Raw genomic sequence first — 16,960 nt, 5'->3', positions numbered from 1 at the left:
ATGATGTCTGAGAACTCAATAGTGTGCCAATGTACTTATTTTTTATTTTTGTGTGCATGGTTGTGTGTTGATTGGTCTGTTGGCCGGCAAGCCTAGTGTGCTTGTTGGTTGGTGTGTGCCGGTAAGGTGTTGGAATACGCATCTTTTTGAATACTGTTTAGTGTTTCGGCTGCATTGATGGATTGGTTGGCATGTGATTGTGTTCAACTTTTTGTCTCCCTTTTTTGTGCCCCGTCGGGTTGGGGAGGCAGTTTATTTTTTTCTTTGTAGTAATTTTTGGACGCCAGCATGGGCCTGCTTTTGTGGGTTTGTGGTGGTTTGTTCTTTTGGTTAGGTTTGGGCTTTTCACGGCCTTTTCAGTGTTTTGCTGAAATTCTTTTTGTGGAGAGTTTGATCCTGGCTCAGGACGAACGCTGGCGGCGTGCTTAACACATGCAAGTCGAACGGAAAGGCCCTGCTTGCAGGGTACTCGAGTGGCGAACGGGTGAGTAACACGTGGGTGATCTGCCCTGCACTTCGGGATAAGCTTGGGAAACTGGGTCTAATACCGGATAGGAACCATCTTTAGTGTGGTGGTTGGAAAGTTTTTTCGGTGTAGGATGAGCTCGCGGCCTATCAGCTTGTTGGTGGGGTAATGGCCTACCAAGGCGGCGACGGGTAGCCGGCCTGAGAGGGTGTACGGCCACATTGGGACTGAGATACGGCCCAGACTCCTACGGGAGGCAGCAGTGGGGAATATTGCACAATGGGCGCAAGCCTGATGCAGCGACGCCGCGTGGGGGATGAAGGCCTTCGGGTTGTAAACTCCTTTCGCTAGGGACGAAGCTTTTTTGTGACGGTACCTAGATAAGAAGCACCGGCTAACTACGTGCCAGCAGCCGCGGTAATACGTAGGGTGCGAGCGTTGTCCGGAATTACTGGGCGTAAAGGGCTCGTAGGTGGTTTGTCGCGTCGTCTGTGAAATTCTGGGGCTTAACTCCGGGCGTGCAGGCGATACGGGCATAACTTGAGTGCTGTAGGGGTAACTGGAATTCCTGGTGTAGCGGTGAAATGCGCAGATATCAGGAGGAACACCGATGGCGAAGGCAGGTTACTGGGCAGTTACTGACGCTGAGGAGCGAAAGCATGGGTAGCGAACAGGATTAGATACCCTGGTAGTCCATGCCGTAAACGGTGGGCGCTAGGTGTGAGGGTCTTTCTACGACTTTCGTGCCGTAGCTAACGCATTAAGCGCCCCGCCTGGGGAGTACGGCCGCAAGGCTAAAACTCAAAGGAATTGACGGGGGCCCGCACAAGCGGCGGAGCATGTGGATTAATTCGATGCAACGCGAAGAACCTTACCTGGGCTTGACATACACCAGATTGGGCTAGAGATAGTTCGTCCCTTTGTGGTTGGTGTACAGGTGGTGCATGGTTGTCGTCAGCTCGTGTCGTGAGATGTTGGGTTAAGTCCCGCAACGAGCGCAACCCTTGTCTTATGTTGCCAGCATTTGGTTGGGGACTCATGAGAGACTGCCGGGGTTAACTCGGAGGAAGGTGGGGATGACGTCAAATCATCATGCCCCTTATGTCCAGGGCTTCACACATGCTACAATGGTCGGTACAACGCGTTGCGACACTGTGAGGTGGAGCGAATCGCTGAAAGCCGGCCTTAGTTCGGATTGGGGTCTGCAACTCGACCCCATGAAGTCGGAGTCGCTAGTAATCGCAGATCAGCAATGCTGCGGTGAATACGTTCCCGGGCCTTGTACACACCGCCCGTCACGTCATGAAAGTTGGTAACACCCGAAGCCGGTGGCCTAAACGTGTTAGGGAGCCGTCGAAGGTGGGATCGGCGATTGGGACGAAGTCGTAACAAGGTACCCGTACCGGAAGGTGCGGGTGGATCACCTCCTTTCTAAGGAGCTTTTATTTTGGCTGCAGTTGCAGCCATGACCCACAGTTGTGGGTTGTCCACTGTTGTTTGATGGTGGGTTGGTGGTTGAGTAGGCGAGTGTTCTGCTGCCACCGAATATGGCAATTCCGGGTAGGACATACACCTTAATCGACAGGACCGAGTGTTGAGACAGTGCTTTGTGACATGCGTAAAAGTGTCCATGCATACAGGAAGTAAAGTTGATTGGTAAGTCGTTGGTGCATTGTTGGGTGTCTGGGGCATTATCCCCCTTTTTTGTGTGCCTGACTGGTTGATGGATGCCATTCATTGTGGTGGTGTTTGTTGCTGGTTGGGGTGTTGTGTGAGAACTGTATAGTGGACGCGAGCATCTCACATGATGCCGCCTGCTTTTGTGGGTGGTGTTGTGTGTGTGATGTGATTTTTCTTTTTGTTTATTTTGTCAAGTTCACTTGTTGCTGCCACATGCTGGCTGCATGGCTTCGTGTTGTGTGGTTTGTGTGTGGTGGTTGGTGTGTTCGTTATTTAGGGCGCATGGTGGATGCCTTGGCATGCTGAGCCGATGAAGGACGTGTAAGGCTGCGTTAAGCCTCGGGGAGTTGTCAATAAAGCGTTGATCCGAGGATGTCCGAATGGGGAAACCTGGCCCTGGTTATGTGGGGTTACCCTTCAGTGAATTCATAGCTGTTGTGGGGGTTACGCGGGGAAGTGAAACATCTCAGTACCCGTAGGAGGAGAAAATAATAATGATTCTGCTAGTAGTGGCGAACGAACGTGGATGAGGCTAAACCGTGTGCATGTGATACCTGGTAGGGGTTGTGTGTGCGGTGTTGTGGGGCCTGATTTTGTGTCATCTACCAGTGGCACGCCCTTTTTGCATTGTTGTTAGGTGAAGTGGTTTGGAATGGCCTACCGGAGTAGGTGAGAGTCCTGTAGCTGAAGATGATGATGTGGGGGTTGTTGGGTTCCCGAGTAGCAACGGGCTCGTGGAATCTGTTGTGAATCTGCCGGGACCACCCGGTAAGCCTAAATACTCAGTGTGACCGATAGTGGATAGTACCGTGAGGGAATGGTGAAAAGTACCCCGGGAGGGGAGTGAAATAGTTCCTGAAACCATGTGCTTACAATCCGTCAGAGCGCTTTTTATTGTGTGATGGCGTGCCTTTTGAAGAATGAGCCTGCGAGTCAGCGGCATGTCGCGAGGTTAACCCGTGTGGGGTAGCCGTAGGGAAACCGAATCCTAATGGGGTGATAAGTGGCATGTCCTGGACCCGAAGCGGGGTGATCTACCCATGGCCAGTGTGAAGCAGCTGTAAGAGGTTGTGGAGGCGCGAACCCACGTAGGTTGAAAACTGCGGGGATGAGCTGTGGGTAGGGGTGAAAGGCCAATCAAACTCCGTGATAGCTGGTTCTCCCCGAAATGCATTTAGGTGCAGCGTCGCATTTAGCTTGGTGGAGGTAGAGCGACTGGTTGGTTGAGCGGGACTACAATCTTAGCAATGTCAGCCAAACTCCGAATGCCATCAATTGTGTTGTGCGGCAGTGAGACTGTGGGGGATAAGCTTCATAGTCGAGAGGGAAACAGCCCAGATCGCCGGTTAAGGCCCCTAAGGGTGTACTAAGTGGAAAAGGATGTGGGATCGCGAAGACAGCCAGGAGGTTGGCTTAGAAGCAGCCATCCTTGAAAGAGTGCGTAATAGCTCACTGGTCGAGTGGTTCTGCGCCGACAATGTAGTGGGGCTCAAGTACACCGCCGAAGCCGCGGCAAGCAACAATTTTTTGTTGTTTGGGTAGGGGAGCGTCGTGCATGGGTGGAAGCGTTACCGTGAGGAGGCGTGGACTGTGTGCGAGTGAGAATGCAGGCATGAGTAACGAATTGTAAGGTGAGAATCCTTACCGCCGGATGACTAAGGGTTCCTGGGTCAAGTTCGTCTTCCCAGGGTGAGTCGGGACCTAAGGCGAGGCCGACAGGCGTAGTCGATGGATAACCAGTTGATATTCTGGTACCCGTACATGTGCGCCCATGATAAAGCACGGATACTAACCACTGCGGATACGCTACCTTTTCACTTTTTTGAGTGTTGGTGGTGTTGATGTCGTGGGGCCTGATGTGTGGTTCAAGTGATGGGGTGACGCAGTGAGGTAGCCGCGCCACTTAGTGGATTGGTGGTGTAAGCGTGTAGGCCGTGTGGTAGGTAAATCCGCCACACTTTGTGGTTGAGGCGTGATGCGTAGACCCAAAAGGGTTGATGGTGGTGATCCTGTACTGTCGAGAAAAGCCTCTAGCGAGTGTGTGTATGGCCCGTACCCTAAACCGACACAGGTGGTCAGGTTGAAGATACTAAGGCGTTCGGGTGAACTGTGGTTAAGGAATTCGGCAAAATGCCCCCGTAACTTCGGGAGAAGGGGGGCCCTGTGACGTGAAGACCCTTGCGGTTGGAGTGTTGTGGGGTCGCAGAGAATAGAGGGAAGCGACTGTTTATCAAAAACACAGGTCCATGCGAAGACGTTAAGTTGATGTATATGGACTGACGCCTGCCCGGTGCTGGAAGGTTAAGAGGACCGGTTAGTTAACGTTTGTTAGCGAAGCTGAGAATTTAAGCCCCAGTAAACGGCGGTGGTAACTATAACCATCCTAAGGTAGCGAAATTCCTTGTCGGGTAAGTTCCGACCTGCACGAATGGCGTAACGACTTCTCTGCTGTCTCGACCACAGGCCCGGTGAAATTGCATTACGAGTAAAGATGCTCGTTACGCGCGGCAGGACGAAAAGACCCCGGGACCTTCACTATAGCTTGGTATTGGTGTTTGGTTCGGTTTGTGTAGGATAGGTGGGAGACTGTGAAACCGTCACGCTAGTGGTGGTGGAGTCGTTGTTGAAATACCACTCTGATCGGATTGAGCATCTAACCTTGGCCCATGATCTGGGTTGGGGACAGTGCCTGGTGGGTAGTTTAACTGGGGCGGTTGCCTCCCAAAATGTAACGGAGGCGCCCAAAGGTTCCCTCAGCCTGGTTGGCAATCAGGTGGTGAGTGTAAGTGCACAAGGGAGCTTGACTGTGAGACAGACATGTCGAGCAGGGACGAAAGTCGGGACTAGTGATCCGGCACCTACTTGTGGATGTGGTGTCGCTCAACGGATAAAAGGTACCCCGGGGATAACAGGCTGATCTTCCCCAAGAGTCCATATCGACGGGATGGTTTGGCACCTCGATGTCGGCTCGTCGCATCCTGGGGCTGGAGTAGGTCCCAAGGGTTGGGCTGTTCGCCCATTAAAGCGGCACGCGAGCTGGGTTCAGAACGTCGTGAGACAGTTCGGTCTCTATCCGCCGCGCGCGTTGAAACTTGAAGAAGGCTGTCCCTAGTACGAGAGGACCGGGACGGACGTACCTCTAGTGTGCCAGTTATCCCGCCAGGGGTATCGCTGGTTGGCTACGTACGGAAGGGATAACCGCTGAAAGCATCTAAGCGGGAAGCCTGTTTTAAGATGAGGTTTCTTTTGAGGTCCCCTAAAGACTATGGGGTAGATAGGCCAGACTTGGAAGCACTGTAAGGTGTGAAGGCTACTGGTACTAATTGACCAAAACAAACACACCACAACAACCCCCGAACACCACGTGTGGGGATGATTGTTGGGTGGACTTGTGAAGCGAGTAAACAAACAAAAATACACATTATCGTGTGTGTCGCGTCCACTATGCAGTATCTGACACAACACCACACACAAGTGTGGTGGGTAGTGTTCTGATAGGTTTGTCGGTGGTTCATAGCTGCAGGGAAACGCCCGGTCCCATTCCGAACCCGGAAGCTAAGCCTGTACGCGCTGATGGTACTGCAACCGGGAGGTTGTGGGAGAGTAAGTCACCGCCGACACCAAACAACAAAACAACAAAATAGTGATTCTGGTAGTCCCCGAAAGGCCACCACCCCGAATAATTGTGGGTGGTTGGTGTTTCGGGGACTACTTGGTGTTTTACCCCGCTTGTATTTGTGGGTTGTTCTCTGTCGAGCTGGGGGAATGCGTGGTAGGTGTCGTGGTGTTACCCCCTACTGTCAGGTGTGGTGGGTAGGGCGTACCCGTTATTTTCTCTTCACTTTGAAGTGGTCTTCTTTAACTAAAATAACATTCATGTTGAGGACTTCGAATACAGTACGAGGGAAGCTGGCCGAGCTACAAGTAGTGGCCGCACTCGAGAGTGCAGGAATTGCAACCAACTTGTTGACAATGGACGACAATGGGCTAGACATTAGCTGCCAGATCCCTATCCGTCCGCTCACGTTGAAACAAAGAAAAGGCATAAGAGCCGGATCGCCATTCACTTGGAAGATGAGCTTCGAAACAATAAGTATTCAAATTAAGTCCGGCGTTAGCCCTGTAAAGGTGCGAGACCTGCTTGGTTGGGATGCGGCCAATAAGTCATCCCCACTGGGGGCGCGAATTATGGCGGTATGGCTAGAACATAAAGAGCCTGACGTTGTATGGGTTTTCGATCCAGGCGCGATTTCTTCAATAGTTGAAGGACTTTCTGAAGATCAAGCTTCAGTTGCACTATCTGCGAAGGCTTACAAGAGTGCCGCAGTGAAGATTGATTGCACAAAGCCAGAAGTGCTCGGTCGATACTTATGGTTGTGGTCCAATTGTCCGGTAGCACTCGCGGAGGTTTGGGAAAAAGACATTCTTGAGTGTGCGCGAAACCCTACATGGCCCGACCTCGACGAACTCGAAGACCTTGCTTATGAATTCCTTCGGTGGGAATGTCGCGATGACGGACCTTGGGCCATTCAGGCTCTTTTTGACAAAGGTGGACCAAGCGCCGGTGAGGCCTTTCTAAATTGTAGAAATATCTTTAAGTCTTTTTACGTTAGGCAAGGCTTTGAGCAGTATTTAAACAACCCTACTGAAGCAGAATCTACTGTCATGGATCGTCTTTTCATTGGCGGTGACGTCTGGGCGGATCCTCAAAACCATCAGCAGGAGGGACCCGCTAACCAGTGGTGGACTCCGCCAGCGGTTGATCGAAAGAGTGTAGTTGAGCAATTTGATAAGCTCTTTGAGTTCTTTGCTTCTGAGAAGGGGTGGTTGGGTCGGTAAATACCCGCAATGCTCATAAGGTGCCAAGTTTTCCATCCGTACTGGTTAGGAGCAATAATCAATTGACGTAGCCTTGGGGTCTATGAATCAAAGCAAAAATAGTTCCCTACGGGGAGAAGAAAATAAGAGAGTGTCTAATGGTTTGTGTGTAGGTTCCCAACCTGCATAAGGAGATAAGCCAGAATGACTAGTGTGGCACGACGAGATCCGGCTGATAAGGCCAAGATTGATGCGATTGAAAAGAAGCTTCTTGCTAACCCTGAGATGGCGAAACTTATTGATGAGCTAGGCACTTCCACCACGGATGCCAATGACCTGGTTCGCGGTATGTTGCAAGCTTCAATTACCCGCAGGCTGAACGCGGAAATGGATACCCACCTGGGTTATGCATCCGGTGATAGCCCAGCTAAAGCTACTGCTGGAACGGATAATTACCGCAATGGGACATATCCGAAAACCGTAGATTCTAATTACGGGCCAGTAAGCATTGATGTTCCACGAGATAGAAACGGGACATTTGTTCCTACGATGGTGCCTAAAGGCTCCAGGCGGCTGACAGATGTTGACGATATGATTGTCAGTTTATATGCCGGCGGAATGACCATTCGGGATATCCAGCATCAGATGGCTACTGCACTGCGGGTAGATATCTCTCATGAAACAATTTCCCCGGTCACTGATGCCGTCGGCGATGAGGTCATGGTCTGGCAAAACCGCCAGTGAGATGAGTTCTACCCCGTTATCTTCCTGGATGCGTTGCGCATTAAAGTCCGCGATGGTGGCAGGGTTGTCAACAAGTCCGCGTACATGGCTATTGGCGTGGAGTTAGATGGTATCAAGCACATTTTGGGTCTATGGATTGCCAAAGAAGAAGGCGCTTCATTTTGGGCGCAGATATGTGCCAACTTATCTAACCGTGGGGTCAAAGACGTCTTTATTGTCTGCTGTGACGGGCTGAAAGGCTTGCCGCAGGCTGTAGAGGCAACATGGCCGAATTCAATGGTCCAAACCTGTATCGTGCACTTAATTCGCGCTGCCAACAGGTGGGTATCTTATGGTGACCGCAAGAGCGTATCAGCAGGTTCCTGACCCCCGACGTGTCCACTGTCCGGGGGTCAGGTCCGATTTCTGTACCGAGCGTTTCCCTGACGCAGCCGACTACCTGGAAGAATCATTAGATGAGATACTCTCGTTTACAACCACGCCCAAAGCTGTATGGACGAAGGTATGGTCCAATAATCCAACGGAGCGTTTGAACCGTGAAATCAGGCGGCGTACCGACGTTGTAGGAATCTTTCCCAACCGCGCAGCAGTCATCCGCCTCGTCGGCGCGGTAGTAGCTGAACAGCATGACGATTGGATTCAGCAAAAACGCTATATGTCACTAGCAAGCTTGGAACAAACCCGACGCCTGATAGCTACCAATACCGTCCACGCCAACGACGCAGACACCATCGAGGCAGCCTCTTAATGAACCAATATCAACCCCGAGCCGGACCCCAACACCGACCCTGACGCTGTCCCCCGATCCACCGATTCAGAAAGGACAGATATACCGCTCCACCGGACTTGGCCGCCCCTCGTGGCAATAGTCAAAAGGAAAAGCCTTTAATCCTGCATCCATATTCGAATCGATGCATCATTAAAATCGAGCAAATCGCGCCATGTAGAAGGAACGAAACTTTTCCTATCAGTTTTCAACCAAGTGATACGATTTGAATCTTCAAAATCGAGTTTTTTAAGAAACGATTCGCCAGCAATTTCGTACGCCCATAAGTCGTGGACATTTTCATACTCAACCGAGTAGTCTCGAAAAGTTCCCTCAGGATGAAAAATGGTTTCAAACCCTACAAAGGCTGTACCGTTAGGAGTTTCCACTTCTAAAACAATGTATAAAAAGGTATTAATCCAAGCAGCGACGCCACGAAATTTAGGTAATGATGTAGCGTCCTCATCCCTAAACCTATTTTCACTCAAAGCGTCCCTATTAAGGATTTCCGCCAAAGAGAACGCAGCGGCCTTTAAATCAAAATGACGCTCTGGTGCTACTGCCATTTCCATAAATCCTAAGTGGGAATATCTGTACTAAACCAGCTAGGAGCCTTGTCGCTCATTCCATGAGTGAAGTGCCCCGAGTTTTGTTCCTAGGCATGTTCCTTGATTTCTATTATTCCCTGTTGCGAGTTCTTCTTCCAAAAATCGGTCTCCACCTCGGCCGGGGTTCGATATCCCAAGCTTTGGTGGAGCCTTACCTCGTTCCACCATGACACCCACTCAAACGTGGCGATTTCTACCTCGACAACGTCATTCCACCTGCGAGTATGGATCAGCTCGTTCTTGTAAGAGCCGTTAACGTTTTCAGCCAGTGCATTGTCATTTCAGTCGCCAACAATCCCAATAGAAACAGTGATCCCGTGCTGGGCAAGTCGCTGGTTGTAGACAACGCTGACGTACTATAAGCCGTGATCCGAATGGTGAATAAGACCTGTTGTTTCCCTCGCACACTTGGGTCGCTTGATTGAGTGCTTGCAGCGGCAATGCCTGAAGTGCGCATCGAGTCCGATAATGCCCATCCGACGATCCGCCGGGAGTAAACGTCAGTGACAAACGTGGCATACACAAAGCCTTTCTTCGTACGCACGTAGGTAATGTCGGCCACCCACAGCTTAAAGCAACTTGTGCATGGCCAATGGAAGGCCAGAGGTGAAATGGCGTGGCTTTCCGCTGAGTGGATCCGTGAATTCTAAGGCCGTCGCTGTTAAGTGCATGGGTACGGCCATGTCTTCGGACTCCTCGGGGAAGATCGTGGGGTAGACCGGATCGCCGAGGATCGGTATGCCTGCCTGCCACATGTGCAGCCGCAATTGATGGGTCTTCCCAGTTTGTGGCTTTAGGGTGTAGATACCGAGGTCAGGCAGTGGCCCGTGAACCTTCTCATAAGGGGCCTTATCAATGGGTTCTACCGATTCTAGTGTGGTGAAAGCATTCGGTTCACCATCTGCTATCCGGCCCTGGATTTCACCGGGGGTTTTAGTCAGGTGGGAGGACCATTGGAGGGGCGTCGGCAAGCGGCGGAATTCCGCGACCGCCTGGTAGGTCTTGTGGACTTTCTTTTCCGCGAAGAGGGACTGGTAGGCGCCGCGGACATCCTTGTGCTTAGTGAATAGAAGGAGGCCGGAGGTAAGGCGGTCGAGGCGGTGTGCCGGCACTAATTCGTTATTTCCGGTGGAACGGCGGAGGCGAACGGTGGCGGTTTCGACGATGTGCCGGGCGCGCGGCATGGTGGCCATGAATGGGGGTTTATCGGCTACCAGGATGTTGTCATCTTCATAGATGATGGGGATGTCGTAGGGTACGGGTATTTCTGGTGCGGGGATGCGGTAGAAGAAGACATCGACATCCTTGCCGAGCACGGTACCTGGCTTCAGGGGAGTTTGATCGCGCAGGACCACCTCGCCCGCGGCAAATCGCTCGCGTAGTGCCTGTGCATCATCATTGGGGTGGCGGTGGCGCTGGGAGGAGATGACTTCGCTGAGAAAATCCCAGGTGCTAAGGCCTGCCTCCGGCGTGCGCACGCGCGTAGGGTTGAGCCCATTTTTGATGGGCAAAGGGGTGAATCCTTTTCTGCGATGTATTAGTGTGTTTGGCATGGATATTAATTCTCTCGCGGACCAGGTGATGGCTTTTTTCTCTGACGGAATTGGCGCGGTGTTAAGGGACGTATTCCGGATGCTCCTCGAAATTTTCTCTCCGTCCAATTCTGATCCTGCAACTGTCAACCACTAAGCCTAATCCGTACTATAATTAAGTTATAACCACTGAAAGGAAAGATCATGGCTAAGGAAGACATTGTAGTCGTCGCCGTCGACGGCTCTGACGCCTCAAAGAACGCCGTCCGTTGGGCAGCAAATACGGCGATGAAGAGGGAAATCCCCCTGCGCATCGCTTCGAGCTACACCATACCGCAGTTCCTGTATGCAGAAGGTATGGTCCCGCCGAAGGACCTCTACGATGATTTGCAGGACGAGACCCTGGAAAAGATCGAGGAAGCTCGTGCAATCGCTCACGAGGTAGCCCCAGAGCTCAAGATTGGGCACACCATCGCAGAGGGTTCTCCTATCGACATGCTGCTGGAAATGTCCCATGACGTCACCATGGTCGTGATGGGTTCCCGCGGCATGGGCGGCCTGTCCGGCATGGTTATGGGCTCTGTTTCCGCCGCGGTTGTTTCACACGCTGCGTGCCCGGTAGTGGTGGTTCGTGAAGATAATAACGTCACCGATTCCACCAAGTATGGCCCGGTGGTCGTTGGTGTGGACGGTTCCGAGGTCTCTCAGAAGGCCACCTCCTATGCTTTCCGCGAGGCTCAGGCTCGCGGCGCGGCCCTCGTTGCCGTGCACACCTGGATGGATATGCAAATCCAGGCATCCCTGGCCGGCCTTTCTGCAGCTCAATCTGAGTGGGCAGAAATTGAAAAGGAACAGACCGAGGTACTGGAAGAAAACCTGAAGGAGCCGCGCGAAGAGTTCCCAGATGTTGAGGTGAAGAAGCAGATCACCCGTGACCGCCCCGTCCGTGCGCTGACGGAGGCTGCCGAGGGTGCGCAGCTTCTCGTCGTTGGTTCCCACGGACGCGGTGGGTTCAAGGGCATGGTCCTTGGCTCTACCTCCCGCGCGTTGTTGCAGTCTGCACCGTGCCCGATGATGGTGGTGCGCCCAGACGACGAAGGCTAAATCTTTCGCTAGCCTGACTTCCCGGCGCTCTTCTCCCCGGCTTTTGCAGCTAGGGAGTGGAGCGCTTCTGGTGTTTTAGAGCCACTTTGCTACACAAATGTGTCGTATTTGTTATCCCTACTTGAGTCACAGGGGTTTACACTGGGAAATACTCGATACGTTTATATTAGGAGGAAATCATGGGACTAGGTTTGGGTCTATTCACCTCGATCATCGTTGGTATCATCGCCGGTTGGCTGGCGGAGAAGATTATGAAGCGTGACCACGGGTTGTTTACCAACCTAGTGGTGGGTGTTATCGGCGGCCTCATCGGTGGCAGCATCATCCAGCTGCTCAACATTGAGGCTAGCGGTGGATGGATCTTCTCCATCGTCGCGGCCACCGCGGGTGCTTGTATTTTGCTGTGGATTGTGGACAAAGTGAAGCAATAGTCCGCATATAATTAGCGTACATACCGGTTTGTCTATAAAGTATAGATGAACCGGTTTTGTCGTTGTAGAGAGGAATCCATGGCAGAGAAGAAGTCGCGCCGCAATCGGCCCAGCCCGCGAAGCAGGCTGCTGGAATCTGCAACCAAGCTCTTTAAAACCGAGGGCATTCGCGTCATCGGTATTGACCGCATCTTGCGCGAAGCGGATGTAGCCAAGGCGTCCCTATATTCTTTGTTTGGGTCCAAGGATGCCTTGGTCATTGCCTATGTAGAGTCTTTGGACGAGCAGTTCCGCCAAGACTGGGAGCAGCGCACGGCTGCCATGCAGGATCCGGATCAGAAGATTTTGGCCTTTTTTGACAAGGTTATTGAGGAAGAGCCGGAAGAAGGTTTTCGCGGCTCGCACTTCTTGAATGCAGCGGGCGAGTACCCACGGCCGGAAACGGATTCAGAGCGCGGCATCGTTGCGGCTTGCATGCAGCATCGCAATTGGGTGCACTCCACCTTGACGGCGCTGTTGACGGAGCGCAATGGCTATCCCTCGGCTTCTCAAGCAAGCCAGCTCTTGATTTTCCTTGATGGAGGTCTCGCCGGAGCCCGCTTGACCAAGGAAGCCGGGCCGCTATATACGGCCCGCGAGCTGGCTACTCAGATGTTGTCGGCCCCTCCTGCTGATTATTCGATTTAAGGTATTTTCGCGCCTCCAGGCGCAGCCGGTTGACCCGCTTCTTCTCCTCCTTGGAAAGGGCAGGCTTTTTATCTTTCTGGCGCCATGCGCGGATGCTCTCGCGGCGCATCTCGTGGACTTCTTCCGTGAGCGGGTAGCGCTTGTGCAGCATGATCTCAAAGACAATGGTTTGGACCAGCGTGAACAGGTAAGCCCAGCCCCAGTACAGGATGATGGCGACGGGAAGCGGACCGCTATGGGCCAGGTGCCAGAGCAAGATGGGCGCCACAATCAGCAGGATGCCGATGATAATGAAGATCCGCCGGTTGACCTTTTGATCAAATTGCGTGGTGAGGAAGCTGCGCACCACGGAGATGATCGAGTTGGCCAGGGTAAAGGCAATGGCGGCAATCACGATGGGATTGAGCAGATCACCATGATCGCGGGCGAAGTCCGTGATGGGGACCCCGGAGTAGGTGGTCTCCCGGAAGGCTGCGACATCGGCAGCATCAAGCATGCCCACCGTGGACGAGCCCTGTTCGATATTCGACATGCGCAAGATGACTTGGTACAAGCCAAGGAAGGCGGGGATCGTAATCAGTGGGGGAATACAGCCGGCAGCAGGCTTGTAGTTATAGCTCTTGGACAAATCCTGCTGTTTTTGGATGAGCTCCGCCATCTCCTCGGTGGTTTCGGCGTGATTCATCTGCTCGTTAATCCGCGTGCTTTCTGGGCGCATGAGGACGCTGATGCGGCCAGAGCGCAGCGCCATCCAGTTCAGCGGGGAGACGATACCGCGGACGGTAATCACCAGCAGGATAATGGAAACAAGCCAGGCGGTGGATTCATCGACGAAGCTACCGATAAGCCAATGCCAGAATTTCATGATTCCGGAAACCGGGTACATGAAGACTTCGAACATGCTTAACCTTTCGATGTGGCGGTATATATTAGGGTGTTAAAGCATGACTAAAGTTCTTGGGGAACTCATGCTTACCATTGGCGTGGTTTTGGTCCTCTTTGCATTCTATGAAGCCTATTGGACAAATGTGGAATCAGGGCGGCTACAGGATGAGGCCAATGCAAAGCTGGAACAGCAGTGGCGCAACCCACGGGAGAAAATGGACCCAGATTTGGGAGAGGCTTTCGCGCAGATGCGCATCCCTTCCTTTGGTTCGGATTATCACTTTGCCATCATCCAAGGCACGGATGACGATGATCTTCTGCGCGGCCCCGGCCACTATGAAGACACCCAAATGCCAGGTGAGGCGGGGAATTTTGCGGTGGCTGGGCACCGCGTGGGCAAGGGTGCCCCATTCAATGACTTGGGTTCCTTGCATACCTGCGATGACATCATCATCGAAACCCAAACGGAAAAGATTACCTACAAGGTGTTGCCCATTGATGGCGAGCACGCAGATTGCTTCGATGAAGTACCGGAAGAATATAGCCATGTTGCCGGCCGGCATATCACCACGCCTGGCGATGTCTCAGTGATCGACCCCGTGCCAGGAACTGAAGCGGACCCTACGCGGGGAATGCTGACCCTCACCACTTGTCACCCACAATTTTCCAACGCCGAGCGCATGATCGTGCACGCGATGGAAGTTGGAAAGGAAGCTAAGTAATGTATCGCGCTTTGTGGAACCTATTGCCGGGGCCGAAGCCAGTGAAGGCGCTGCTCGCCATCGCCATTGCGGTGGGAGTGTTCTTCCTCCTCATGGAGGTCGTCTTCCCCTGGGTTTCGCCGATGATGCCCTATAACGACGTCGCGGTTTAAAGCCCTAAATTGGCAATGGCTTCTTGGGCAATCTGCTCGGACTTGAAGGTTTGTTGCTGATTGCTCCACACCAGCACCGCGTGGGTATCCTTTTGTACGGCGTAGACGGCCTGCTCATTGACGATGCCCCGTCCGCCCTCCCAGCCTGCAAAGGAGGCGGGCTCGGTGGCATCGATTGGCGCAGCCCAATCCACCGCGGCGCGGGCGTCTTCTACGGTGGGCAAATCGCGCACGATAACGGTAGCTTGCGGGTTGTCTTGATAGGACCAAAAGACACACGCGGGGGTGGGAAAGCGCGTGTCGATGCCCTGCTTGGTAAGGCGCTCGCCGTTGGTATTTTCCAGCCAACCGGGATCGATATAGGGACAATCGCTCCACTCGTTGACCTCTGCGGTCTGTGCGACGTTGACGGCGGTGCTTTCCGATGCCACCTCGTGTTCCGGTTCGGTCTGGTCTGCTTGTTCGGTTTGGCATCCCGCGATCCCTATTCCGGTCACGGCGAGAAGGACAAGTAGGCTTTTGCGCATGAGCTCCACATTAGATCGGGATTCCGATGCACTGCGCACCGGCATTCATTTCTTAACTGCGGTCCTGTTGGTGGTGGGCATTTTTACCTCGGTGAAAATGCCGCTATCCCAGTCCCTTATCAACCTATTGTTATTGGTGGGGTTCGCGGCGGTCTACTTTGCGGGATCGATCTATGCGGAGCAGTGGCCGCGGCCCATGCACTACCTGTGGATAAGCATCCTCACGGTGTTATGGGGCGCGGATCTATTCGTGGCTCCCGCCGCCATCTACCTGGTATTCGTCATGTACTTTTTGTACCTGACCGTGCTGGATATGGCTGCGGGTATCCTATGCGTGATTGGCGCTACCGTTCTTACCATCGTGGTGCAGATACCGGGAGGGCTGACCTTTGGCGGGGTGATGGGCCCGGCGGTCTCGGCGCTGGTCACTGTGGCGATTACGTATGCGTTTCGCACCCTATCGCGCATGAACCGGGAGCTCATAGAAACCCGCACGCAATTGGCGGCCACGGAACGAGATGCCGGCATGGTGGCCGAGCGCCAGCGCATCGCCCACGAGATTCATGACACCTTGGCCCAGGGATTGTCATCGATTCAGATGCTCCTGCACTCCGCCGACCGGGATCTGGATAAGGGAGACATTCCCGCCGCCCGCCGGCGCATTGAGCTTGCGCGGCGGGCCGCCGCGGATAACCTGCATGAAGCGCGGGCCATGATTGCTGCGCTGCAGCCGCCCACTCTAACGGAGACGTCCCTCGAGGCGGCGCTGACGCGCATGGCGGAAAACTTCGCCGCTACGGCGGGGTTCCAGGTGGAGGTCGACAGCGAGGGTGCGGAGCAACAGCTGCCGATGAAAATAGAGGCGGCGCTATTGCGGATTGCACAGGGGGCGGTGGGGAACATCGTCAAGCATGCCGGTGCCAGCCGCGCCCGGATCACCGTCACCTATGAAACCGACGAGGTGCGCGTGGATGTGGTGGATAATGGGCAGGGTTTTGAGCCCGCGACGGTGGAAAGCGCGCCTGCGGGGCTGGGGCATATTGGCCTATCTGCCATGCGGCGCCGCGCGCAGGAGCTAGGCGGCGATGTGGTCATAGAATCCGCGCCGGGGGAGGGCACGGCTGTGTCAGTTAGTATGCCCTTGGATAAGGCGGTAGATTAAACTTTTGGTTGAGAAAAACATCGATAGGAGGGATGTCGTGATTCGGGTCCTTTTGGCAGATGACCACGAGATCGTGCGGCTGGGGCTGCGTTCGGTGCTCGAAGGCGCAGAAGATATCGACGTCGTGGGCGAGGTAGCGACGGCGGAGGCCGCTGTGTCCGCGGCGCAAGCAGGTGGTATCGATGTCATCCTCATGGACCTGCGATTCGGGGCGGGCCTCGAGGGAACGCGCGTGATGGGTGGCGTCGAAGCCACCGCGCAGATTCGCTCCTCCATGAGCACGCCGCCCAAGGTGCTGGTCATCACCAATTACGACACCGATGCGGATATCCTCGGCGCCATCGAAGCAGGCGCGGTGGGCTACCTCCTAAAAGACGCCCCGCCGCAGGAGCTTTTGGATGCCGTCCATTCGACGGCGGAGGGGGACTCGGCGCTTTCGCCCATCGTGGCCGATCGCCTCATGACCCGGGTCCGCACGCCCCGCACTTCATTGACCCCGCGCGAGCTAGAGGTTTTGCAATTGGTGGCGGCGGGGGCCTCGAACCGGCAGATTGGCCAAGACCTTATGCTTTCTGAGGCCACGGTGAAATCCCACCTCGTGCACATTTATGACAAGTTGGGCGTGCGCTCGCGCACCTCCGCGGTGGCGGCCGCCAGGGAACAGGGCGTGCTTTAA

Annotated in this window: 14 protein-coding genes, 3 rRNA genes and 1 pseudogene; 12 read left to right on the top strand and 6 right to left on the bottom strand. The window is 53.8% G+C overall.

The genetic code is table 11. The annotated features are described in order from the left end of the window. Positions 1-378: 378 nt before the first annotated feature. The 5 genes and pseudogenes from ACP8IT_RS11270 (at position 379) to ACP8IT_RS11250 (ending at position 8,456) form a co-directional block, all read left to right on the top strand. Positions 379-1,897, top strand: a 16S ribosomal RNA gene (locus ACP8IT_RS11270). A gap of 511 nt (positions 1,898-2,408) precedes the next feature. Then, positions 2,409-5,488: ribosomal RNA gene (locus ACP8IT_RS11265) — 23S ribosomal RNA — on the top strand. 160 nt (positions 5,489-5,648) lie between these two features. After that, positions 5,649-5,766 (top strand): 5S ribosomal RNA (rrf, locus tag ACP8IT_RS11260). The 16S, 23S and 5S rRNA genes sit together here, the layout of an rRNA operon. 256 nt (positions 5,767-6,022) lie before the next feature. Continuing rightward, a complete protein-coding gene (locus ACP8IT_RS11255) occupies positions 6,023-6,985 on the top strand; it encodes a hypothetical protein (protein WP_490293048.1) in 963 nt (320 codons plus the stop codon). Positions 6,986-7,249: 264 nt separating this feature from the next. Then, a pseudogene (locus ACP8IT_RS11250) lies at positions 7,250-8,456 on the top strand (IS256 family transposase). A 137-nt stretch (positions 8,457-8,593) separates the two neighbouring features. Here the strand turns inward: ACP8IT_RS11250 and ACP8IT_RS11245 are convergent. The 4 genes from ACP8IT_RS11245 to ACP8IT_RS11230 form a co-directional block, all read right to left on the bottom strand. Then, positions 8,594-9,040, bottom strand: coding sequence for a hypothetical protein (locus ACP8IT_RS11245; protein WP_490290116.1), 447 nt, complete (start codon positions 9,038-9,040; stop codon positions 8,594-8,596). 89 nt (positions 9,041-9,129) lie between these two features. Beyond that, entirely contained in the window at positions 9,130-9,351 is a 222-nt protein-coding gene (locus ACP8IT_RS11240) for an integrase core domain-containing protein (RefSeq protein ID WP_490290612.1), read from the bottom strand. Next, entirely contained in the window at positions 9,312-9,605 is a 294-nt protein-coding gene (locus ACP8IT_RS11235) for a hypothetical protein (protein WP_490290611.1), read from the bottom strand. The genes ACP8IT_RS11240 and ACP8IT_RS11235 overlap by 40 nt, the downstream gene beginning before the upstream one ends. A 46-nt stretch (positions 9,606-9,651) precedes the next feature. After that, a complete protein-coding gene (locus ACP8IT_RS11230) occupies positions 9,652-10,635 on the bottom strand; it encodes a pseudouridine synthase (RefSeq protein WP_490290115.1) in 984 nt (327 codons plus the stop codon). Between the two features lie 183 nt (positions 10,636-10,818). Between ACP8IT_RS11230 and ACP8IT_RS11225 the strand changes: the two genes are divergently transcribed. The 3 genes from ACP8IT_RS11225 (at position 10,819) to ACP8IT_RS11215 (ending at position 12,836) form a co-directional block, all read left to right on the top strand. After that, entirely contained in the window at positions 10,819-11,718 is a 900-nt protein-coding gene (locus tag ACP8IT_RS11225) for a universal stress protein (RefSeq protein ID WP_023029486.1), read from the top strand. 179 nt (positions 11,719-11,897) lie between these two features. Then, positions 11,898-12,149: a GlsB/YeaQ/YmgE family stress response membrane protein gene (locus tag ACP8IT_RS11220; RefSeq protein WP_284609850.1), complete on the top strand. Its 252-nt coding sequence runs from the start codon at positions 11,898-11,900 to the stop codon at positions 12,147-12,149. Positions 12,150-12,227: 78 nt separating this feature from the next. Next, complete coding sequence (locus tag ACP8IT_RS11215) at positions 12,228-12,836, top strand: TetR/AcrR family transcriptional regulator (protein ID WP_005279669.1); 609 nt, start codon at positions 12,228-12,230, stop codon at positions 12,834-12,836. Here the strand turns inward: ACP8IT_RS11215 and yidC are convergent. After that, positions 12,793-13,737, bottom strand: a complete 945-nt coding sequence (yidC, locus tag ACP8IT_RS11210; protein ID WP_284630714.1) for a membrane protein insertase YidC — start codon at positions 13,735-13,737, stop codon at positions 12,793-12,795. The two genes, ACP8IT_RS11215 and yidC, sit on opposite strands and share 44 nt — an antisense overlap. Before the next feature lie 43 nt (positions 13,738-13,780). On the opposite strand from yidC, the gene ACP8IT_RS11205 reads away from it, so the two are divergent. Together ACP8IT_RS11205 and ACP8IT_RS11200 are read left to right on the top strand one after the other, a co-directional pair. Continuing rightward, positions 13,781-14,443 (top strand): class E sortase, encoded by a 663-nt coding sequence (locus ACP8IT_RS11205; protein WP_284609849.1) that lies wholly within the window; start codon positions 13,781-13,783, stop codon positions 14,441-14,443. Further along, positions 14,443-14,595, top strand: a complete 153-nt coding sequence (locus ACP8IT_RS11200; protein ID WP_005285347.1) for a hypothetical protein — start codon at positions 14,443-14,445, stop codon at positions 14,593-14,595. The genes ACP8IT_RS11205 and ACP8IT_RS11200 overlap by 1 nt, the downstream gene beginning before the upstream one ends. Here ACP8IT_RS11200 and ACP8IT_RS11195 read toward each other — a convergent pair. Further along, on the bottom strand, positions 14,592-15,122 hold the full coding sequence (locus ACP8IT_RS11195) for a DUF2020 domain-containing protein (RefSeq protein WP_284609848.1): 531 nt from the start codon (positions 15,120-15,122) through the stop codon (positions 14,592-14,594). The genes ACP8IT_RS11200 and ACP8IT_RS11195 overlap by 4 nt on opposite strands. Here ACP8IT_RS11195 and ACP8IT_RS11190 point away from each other — a divergent pair. Together ACP8IT_RS11190 and ACP8IT_RS11185 are read left to right on the top strand one after the other, a co-directional pair. Then, positions 15,121-16,284: a sensor histidine kinase gene (locus ACP8IT_RS11190; RefSeq protein WP_005279677.1), complete on the top strand. Its 1,164-nt coding sequence runs from the start codon at positions 15,121-15,123 to the stop codon at positions 16,282-16,284. The two genes, ACP8IT_RS11195 and ACP8IT_RS11190, sit on opposite strands and share 2 nt — an antisense overlap. A 37-nt stretch (positions 16,285-16,321) precedes the next feature. Next, on the top strand, positions 16,322-16,960 hold the full coding sequence (locus ACP8IT_RS11185; RefSeq protein WP_023029700.1) for a response regulator: 639 nt from the start codon (positions 16,322-16,324) through the stop codon (positions 16,958-16,960).

It is taken from the genome of Corynebacterium sp. LaCa_23 (genome assembly GCF_058182375.1).
This window is presented reverse-complemented; position numbering and strand designations above follow the sequence as displayed.